Here is a 7477-nt window from a genome sequence, read left to right on the forward strand (position 1 = left end):
TCTCGGGCACGATTTCGAAGACGAGCTCGGGAAGCATGGTGCATTGAGACAACTCCAGGAATGGGTCGCGAAGCCCCACCTGGCCGAGGCCACCTTCGGGAAGCATCCGTTCGGCCACTAATCGAGACCGACCGGGGTTGAGGGCGGTCACAATGGCCGACTCCGGGCTACTCGGTTCCACGGCGATGACCGAGGAGTCGCTGACGATCCAGCGGACGATCTGGAGCATCGGCTGCTCGGTTCCACACTCCTCGATGGCCACGGCGCGCACGGACGTCAGCTCACCGACCGCCAGTCTGGCTAGAAACGGTCTCACCGTGCGGTCGATCTCGACGTTGGTCAGGCCCGGGCAGTTGGAGCACATCACCGGAAAGATGTACCAACTCTCCTGAACCTGATTTGGCTCCGTGGGAGAAGAACTGTCCCGCACCCGGCCGCCAGAGCGCCAACGAAGGCGGCAACCCTCATCCGGCGTCGGCGGCCGATCCGGCTCATGAATGGCTCGTCGACGTCATCGCAGCCGAAAGGGCCTCGGAAACGCGCTCGAGCGCCTGGTCGAATCCTTCGGTGCACGCGCCGAAGCCGAGGCGGAAGTGATTAGGAACCCCGAAGCAATCTCCCGGGGCCAACAGCACGCCCCGCGCGGCGGCCGATTCACAAAACGGTCTTGCATCCTGCGCGTGAACGAGACGGGGGAGCCCGGTCATGCCACCCGGAGGGCGAACCCACTCGAGATGGTTGGAATGCTCGTGAAAAAAGCCATCGAGCGACGCCAGGTTGGTCTCGGAGACAGCGCGAGCCCGATCGAAGATCGCGTCCCGATTCCTGACGGCCACCTCGGCCAGAAGCTCGCCGGGAAAGTTGTTCGAGATGCTGAAATGGGCTCTCGCATTCCAGTATTGCTTGCGCCTCTCCGGGTTCCGCTCCACCACCCAGCCGGCACGAAGACCGGCGAGACTGAAGGCTTTCGAGAAGTCGCCGAGCACGGTCGCCTCGGTGAGCTCCGCGGCGGAACGCGGAGCGTCGTTTCGATTGATCGGGTGGTAGACCTCGTCCACGACGAGCTGGACCCCGCGTTTCGAGCAGAAGGCGTCGAGATGCCGGAGAGCCTCTTCCGACACGGTGGCCCCGGTGGGATTGTGGGGCGAGTTCACCAGGACGAGCTTGGTGTTCGCATCCACCAGGCGCTCGACCGCTTCCGGGTCGATCACGAAGCCCTCTTCGTGCCGAAGTCGGTAGGGTCTCACCTCGAGACCCAGAGACTCGGGAATCGTCGCCATCGGAGGAAAGCAGGGCTGCGAAATGACTACGTTGGCCCCAGGCTCCGCGGCGAGATAGAAGAGCGACAGCAGCGCTTCGGAAGCCCCAGTGACGATCTGAATCTCCTTCGCCTCGGCCCCGTACATGGAAGCGATGGCTCCACGCAAAGACTCCGCCCCCGTGCCGGGACAATACGTCAGTGGCGTGCGATAGAGCCTGTCCTTCTCGTGATCGGTCATGAGCTCGAGGAGGTCCTCGAGCCGCCACGAGGGCCCGGTGCTCGCCGCCAGGTTGTACCGTGTCGTGCTCTCGTGCCGCTCGAGCCATTCGTCGAGGAGAAACAAGGGGAGTCTCATGAAATTTCCTCCTGTACGAAGACTCTAGACCGGACGAAAGCCCCGCCGGTCATGTCACGGGACAAAGACGCGTGCCGCCGTCTACTGGGTGCCGCCCGCGGCCGCATGTCTCGAGGCAATCGCCGCGAGTCTTTCCTCGATCTCCGGCTCGGGTAAGTACCGTCCCGCGACCATGACCCCGGCGCGTTTGGCTACGTTCGCCACATCCTCGAGCGGATTGGCCTCGAGGAGGATGAGATCGGCCCGCTTGCCGACCTCGACCGATCCGATATCCCGGCCGAGGTACTCGCCTACCACCCGCGTCCCCGACCGAAGCACCTCATAAGGGGTCATCCCGACGTCCACGTACAAAGCCATTTCACGGTGGATCGAAAATCCGGGCACGCTGAAAATCTGGGGCGAGTCCGTTCCCAGCAGAATGCGCACGCCGCCTCGGTGGAGCGCGAGTAGGATGCGGCGGCGGAGCTCCGCGATCCTTCGGTGCGTCTCGAGGTCCTCACCGGCCATGGACTCGTCGACCGCCTCGACCCAGCGCGCGACCATATCGGGCGGCAGGTAGCGCACCTCGCTCCGCTCTTCCAGAAGCTCCGCCGACGGCCTGGTGGCGAAGATACCGCTCTCCCACAGAACCATCGTGGGCACGACCGAGCCATCCGCGTCACGTGTTGCCTGAACGACGCGATCCATGCGGGATTCGTCGACCAGGTCGAGGACCTTGCCGACTCCGCGCAGCCCCGGCGGCTCATCGGGCATCCGCTCCTCGGGGACGAGCGCTTGAATGAAGTTATCGAGATGGTCGATCGTCGTCTGCCCGGCTTCGAGCGCCTCGAGGAGACCGACGTGGTCGGTCACGTGTCCACCGAATGGGATGTTGAGCTCACCCGCCGTTTCGGCGATGGCAGCGTAGACCTCGGCAGACAATCCCTCGTGGACCTTCAGCAGATCGAATCCCGCTTCCTCGTACTCCTTCACCAGCCGCCTCGCGTCTTCTACGGTTTCCACCCGGTCGCCCGCCATCGACGGGCTTCCGAGGACGAGCATGGGACCGATCAGCTCACCCGCTTCGATCCGCTCGCGGAGCTCGAGCTGCGACGGATTCCCCTGCATGCCCCTGACGGTCGTGACGCCGTTGGCAACGTAGAGAAAGAGCACGTCCTCGGTGACCTGCTGCGGCATGTTCGGACTGGGAAGATGCCCATGCATCTCCGCGAGACCGGGCATCAGGTATCGTCCCGAGCCCTCGATGCGTTCCGCCCCGGCGGGAACGCCGATTTCCCCAGAAGCTCCCAGGGCATCGATACGGCCATCCCGCACGATGACCGTCTGTCCTTCCAACACCCGCTCGCTGTCCATGGGAACGACGTTGACGTCTACGAAGGCGGTCGCCCTCGCATCGTCGACCACGGAGGGCGCCTCGACCTCGGCGCAAGCGGACAGGCAAACGAGAAGCCAGGCCAGAAGAAAGATTCTCGACATCGTTTTCTCCGGCGGCATCCTATGCGACCGGTGACTCATGGCACAATCGCGAGTACCCTCACCGGCCCGCCGGAACCCTTCCCGATCTTCACCGGGAGGGCGACGACGTAGAAGCCCTTCTCGGGAAGCTCATCCGCCCGCGCGATGTTCTCCAGGCTCGGTACATTGGCCGCAGCCGCTACCTGGTGAACGATGAAATCTGTCGATTGCCCCGTGTCGATGCTCGCGGTATCGACGCCCAGAGCGCCCACCGCCACCTCGCCCACGAGATAGCGCGCCGCCGCTTCACCGTAGGATGGAAAATGCAAGTTGCTCGCGTCCCCGGGGGTGTCGTCGCCAAGATAGGAACGCGCGTCGGGCCACCTTTTTCCCCAGCCGGTTCGAAGGATGACGATGGCGCCCGCCGGAATCGGTCCGTTGCGCCCCTCCCAGGCCTCGATCGTCTCGACTCCGAGAAGCGCGTCGGGATCCGCGGCCGCCTCCTCCGACATGTCGATGACCACTCCCGGCGCGACGAGCTGGTCGACGGGAATCTGCCCCGTGGTGCGCCCGGTCTCCGAGAAGTGGATGGGTGCATCGATGTGGGTCCCGCCATGCTCGGGAGTGCAAAAGGAATAAGCCGAATAGAAATATCCTCCATCGGTCGGACCGTGGGCCAGCTCTTGAAGCTCGAACTTCGTCGGGGACGTCGGCCAGTAAAGGGTTTCGTCGTCGTAGGTATAGCTGAGATCGATGATCCTCGCCGCCTCCAAGTCGATCCCCTTGCCGGGGGTCTCGTCCGGTCTGGCGCAGGCATTCAGGAGCAATAACACGACCGCCACTCGCTGCATTGGCGTCCTCCTTGATCTTGAATCGGCTGATACTAAAAGGCGCCCATGCTGGTTTCAAACCTCGCCTCGTGTTATCGCTGCCATTCCTTCCGGCGACGGAGAGAGCGAGCCGATAACTCCGAACCGAGGTGCTCGAGCCGGGCCTCGACTACGGGGACTCGGGCGTGTCGCGGACGATCTCGCGCAGGATATCGTCGGTGTCGACGTGCTCCGCTTCGCCCTCGAAGTTCAAGAGGATGCGATGCCGGAGAGCGCCGAAAACGGTGGCGCGGATGTCTTCGCAGGCGACGTGGGCCCGATCGTGAAGAAGCGCTTGTACCTTGCCTCCGAGGACGAGTGCCTGGGTGCCGCGGGGACTCGCGCCGAAACGAGCGTACTTGTTGGTCAGGGGATGGGCCTGAGGCGAGTTGGGGTGGGTGGCCAGAGTCAATCGGATCGCATAGTCCTGTACCGGCTTCGCGATGGGGACCGAGAGCACCGTCTTCCGCATCTCGAGGACGTCTCCCCTTTCGAGCACCGCTTTCGCGACCGGCTCTTCCACTCGCGTCGTCCGATCCATGATCTCGTGCATCTCTTTCATGGTGGGATACACGATCTTCAGCTTGAACAGAAACCGATCCATTTGAGCCTCGGGAAGCGGGTAGGTACCCTCGAGCTCGATGGGATTCTGGGTAGCCATGACGAAGAACGGTTCCTCGAGGCGGTGCGTCACCTTCCCCACCGAAACGCTCTTTTCCTGCATGGCTTCGAGCAACGCGGACTGCGACTTTGGAGTGGCTCGATTCACCTCGTCGGCGAGGAGCAAGTTACAGAAGATCGGGCCGGGCTGGAAGTCGAGGTACTTCTCTCCAAGCTCGGTCTCTCGCACCACGTTCGTCCCGATGATGTCTCCGGGCATGAGGTCGGGGGTGAACTGGATGCGGTTGAACTTGAGGTTGAGGACGTCGGCGAGGGTCTGCACGATCTTCGTCTTCCCCAGGCCCGGTATCCCCTCGAGCAGAACGTGCCCGCGGGTGAGCAGGCAAGTCATGATGCCGCTCACGATCTCCTCGTTCCCCACGATGACGCGGGATATCTCCTCGAGAACGACCCGATATTGTTTGTGGAACTGTCCGATCTCTTTCTCTATCTCGATCATTTCTGATTGCTCGACTCCGCTTTCGCTTCGGAAATGGCAACAAGTGAAAGAAAATAGCGTTTGACGAGGGCCCGGTAGGGCCAAGGCACGGCCTCGTGCGACAGCGCTTTCTCATCGGCGTAGGATCCGCGCGGTGAGACCACCTCGTAGTTCAGCGTGGACTTCTCTTCGCGAGACAAGCGTTCGAAGATCTCCTCGGGTACGGGCTGATCGCGCTCTTCGGCCTTGAGAATCTCCATCTCGAGCTGGACGTCGAGCGTCGTCGCCTCTCCCAGAACCTGCTCTTCGCCGGCGCCACCCGGTCCGGTCGCGTCACCCGCCGGCCCCGCGTCCATGGGAACCGCGTTCGAGGGATCGCCCTGCATCTGCGCCATCTGAAGCTGACTCATCATGCCCGAGGCACTCGCCATCGCTTGTCCTCCGGCCTGCTGCTGTTGCTGACCCGTCGACTGCTGACCCGGGGCTTGCTGCTGCTGGCCGAGCGAAGCCTGGAGCGACTGCATCGCCTCGCCGCTCATCTCGTCGAGGGGCTGCTGGCCCATTTGCTGACCCATCGATTCGAGCTGGTCGGCCGTTTGTCGAAGGGCTTCCATCATCTCCGCCAGACTCTGGGGATCGGTGTTCGCCGGAGCGTTCGCGAGCTGCTCGAGAAGCTGCGCGAGGTCCGCTTGCTGAACGCTCGCGTTCTCGAGAGCTTCGAGAAGGGCTTGGAGCTCTTCGCGGCTCCCCGATTCCGCGAGGCGCTCGGCGAGCTGACGCAGCAGCTCCGCGGCCTGTTCCGCGTTCTGAGCCCCGAGTGCTTCCGCGAGCTCCGAGAGAGTCGCCGAGGAAGTCAGTTCTTCGGCCAGCCTCTCGAAATCGCCCTGCAGCTTTTCCAGGTCGACTCGGCTGGCGGCCAGAGCCTCTTGAGATTCCTCGAGCTTCTTCAGCGACTCTGCCAGATCCAGGTTTCGCTCGCGGAGCTGCGAGACGGCCTCCTCCTCGGGCAGGATCTCGGGAACGACACCGTCCTCGGTTTGTTCGTCGAGAAGCTCCGCCATCGTTTCCGGCTCGCCCCGCTGGCCGAACGGCCAATAAGCGACGCCTTTTCCGCTGGGAAACCAGAGCGGGCCCAACGCGATGAGAGCCGCCACGAGCGCGGCCAGTCCCGCCGCGTGATAGAAACCGCGGGGCAAAGAGTGCGGTGCGATCTCGGGACCATCCAGCCCCTCGGCGACCGCGGCGGTTCGGCCGATCTGATAGACCATCCATTCGCTGCGCTCGGGAAGGCCGAGAAAAGCGAGAGAGCTCTTGAGAGAATCCTTCAAGTCCGCCCGGCTGTCGGCGACCACCGCGGAGCGCTCGAGGCCTTTTTGCTTCGACGTCCGCCGGTACACCCACAGGAGATACCCGGAAAGGCCGGCGCCATAGACGGCGAGGAGGATGGGACCCCAGAGCTTCGCCGCGATCAGGAAACCCGGGAGGGCCCAGAGCGCCTGACTCAGCGATCTCAATACGTCGTCGAAACGAAGCCGCCGGTCGATTCGCTCGAGAAAACCGAGAATGACCCCGCGTTCGGTCGCTTCAACGCTCCTCACGACGTGGCGCTCCACCTTTCCGCGACGAGCCTCTTGGGGTGAGCCCGTCGTCGACCGGTACTCCCTCAGCTGCCGGCTTCCGCGACGGGCCGCTCAACAGGAAGGCTAAAGACCTCTCAAATGACCGCGCGTATTCTATACCAGGAGGCTTCGTCCGAAGCTGCTAAGATCCGGCGCGTGTCCCAGACTATCCTAGCGCGATTCGGCTTCGTCGCGGCAGCGATTCTCGCGGGCTCGGGCTGCGGATCCGAAACCCCTGTCGTCCAAAAAACGGCGCCCACGACGAGCGCCGCTCCGACCTCGGCGCTCCGCATCATGCCGTTGGGAGATTCCATCACTCAGGCCGACTCGGAGCACGACAGCTACCGTCGCCCTCTGTGGAGGAGCCTCGAGGCCAGCGGCCATTCCATCGACTTCGTCGGTACCCAAACGAGCAACCACCGGGGCGGTCCCCCCCATCGTGATTTCGATCTCGACCACGAGGGGCACTGGGGATGGAGAGTCGACGAGATTCTCGAGTCCTTTCCTGGCTGGGTCGAGACCCATCGGCCCGACGCGATCCTGGTGCATCTCGGATCGAACGACCTGTTCCAGCGACAGTCGGTCGAAAGCACGGTCGAAGAGCTGTCTCGCCTGGTGGATATCGCGAGCGCAAGCGAGCCGAGCCCGGTAATTTTTCTCGCCCAGATCATCCCGACCACGACCGAGTCAGCCAACCGGCGTATCCGCGAGTTGAACGCCCAGATAGCCCGGCTCGCCTCACATCCTTCGGTTCGCATCGTGGATCACTACACCGGCTTCGACGGGGCGCGATTGACGTACGATGGAGTGCATCCGAAC

Annotated in this window: 7 protein-coding genes; 1 reads left to right on the plus strand and 6 read right to left on the minus strand. The window is 63.4% G+C overall.

Translation table 11 applies throughout. From position 1 onward, the window contains the following. The 6 genes from VEK15_11235 to VEK15_11260 all read right to left on the minus strand — a co-directional run. The coding region (locus tag VEK15_11235; GenBank protein ID HXV61259.1) for a hypothetical protein at positions 1-367 on the minus strand (367 nt) is incomplete at its 3' end. Between the two features lie 124 nt (positions 368-491). Beyond that, positions 492-1616 carry an aminotransferase class I/II-fold pyridoxal phosphate-dependent enzyme gene (locus VEK15_11240; protein ID HXV61260.1) on the minus strand — a complete coding sequence of 375 codons (1125 nt, stop codon included), beginning with the start codon at positions 1614-1616 and terminating at the stop codon, positions 492-494. Between the two features lie 81 nt (positions 1617-1697). Further along, complete coding sequence (locus VEK15_11245) at positions 1698-3092, minus strand: amidohydrolase family protein (GenBank protein ID HXV61261.1); 1395 nt, start codon at positions 3090-3092, stop codon at positions 1698-1700. 35 nt (positions 3093-3127) lie between these two features. Next, positions 3128-3922 carry a cyclase family protein gene (locus VEK15_11250; protein HXV61262.1) on the minus strand — a complete coding sequence of 265 codons (795 nt, stop codon included), beginning with the start codon at positions 3920-3922 and terminating at the stop codon, positions 3128-3130. A gap of 148 nt (positions 3923-4070) precedes the next feature. After that, positions 4071-5060 carry an AAA family ATPase gene (locus tag VEK15_11255; GenBank protein ID HXV61263.1) on the minus strand — a complete coding sequence of 330 codons (990 nt, stop codon included), beginning with the start codon at positions 5058-5060 and terminating at the stop codon, positions 4071-4073. Beyond that, positions 5057-6637, minus strand: a complete 1581-nt coding sequence (locus VEK15_11260; protein ID HXV61264.1) for a hypothetical protein — start codon at positions 6635-6637, stop codon at positions 5057-5059. Before VEK15_11260 ends, VEK15_11255 begins: the two co-directional genes overlap by 4 nt. Positions 6638-6814: 177 nt before the next feature. Here VEK15_11260 and VEK15_11265 point away from each other — a divergent pair. After that, positions 6815-7477, plus strand: a 663-nt coding sequence (locus tag VEK15_11265) for an SGNH/GDSL hydrolase family protein (GenBank protein HXV61265.1), incomplete at its 3' end; no start/stop codon positions are given.

The sequence above is a fragment of the Vicinamibacteria bacterium genome (assembly GCA_035620555.1).
GTDB lineage: Bacteria > Acidobacteriota > Vicinamibacteria > Marinacidobacterales > SMYC01 > DASPGQ01.

Excerpts from the sequence above, each read along its gene's own strand:
- VEK15_11255 (HXV61263.1), bottom strand. The coding sequence starts at position 5,060 with ATGATCGAGATAGAGAAAGAGATCGGACAGTTCCACAAACAATATCGG.
- VEK15_11240 (HXV61260.1), bottom strand. The coding sequence starts at position 1,616 with ATGAGACTCCCCTTGTTTCTCCTCGACGAATGGCTCGAGCGGCACGAG.
- VEK15_11250 (HXV61262.1), bottom strand. The coding sequence starts at position 3,922 with ATGCAGCGAGTGGCGGTCGTGTTATTGCTCCTGAATGCCTGCGCCAGA.
- VEK15_11245 (HXV61261.1), bottom strand. The coding sequence starts at position 3,092 with ATGTCGAGAATCTTTCTTCTGGCCTGGCTTCTCGTTTGCCTGTCCGCT.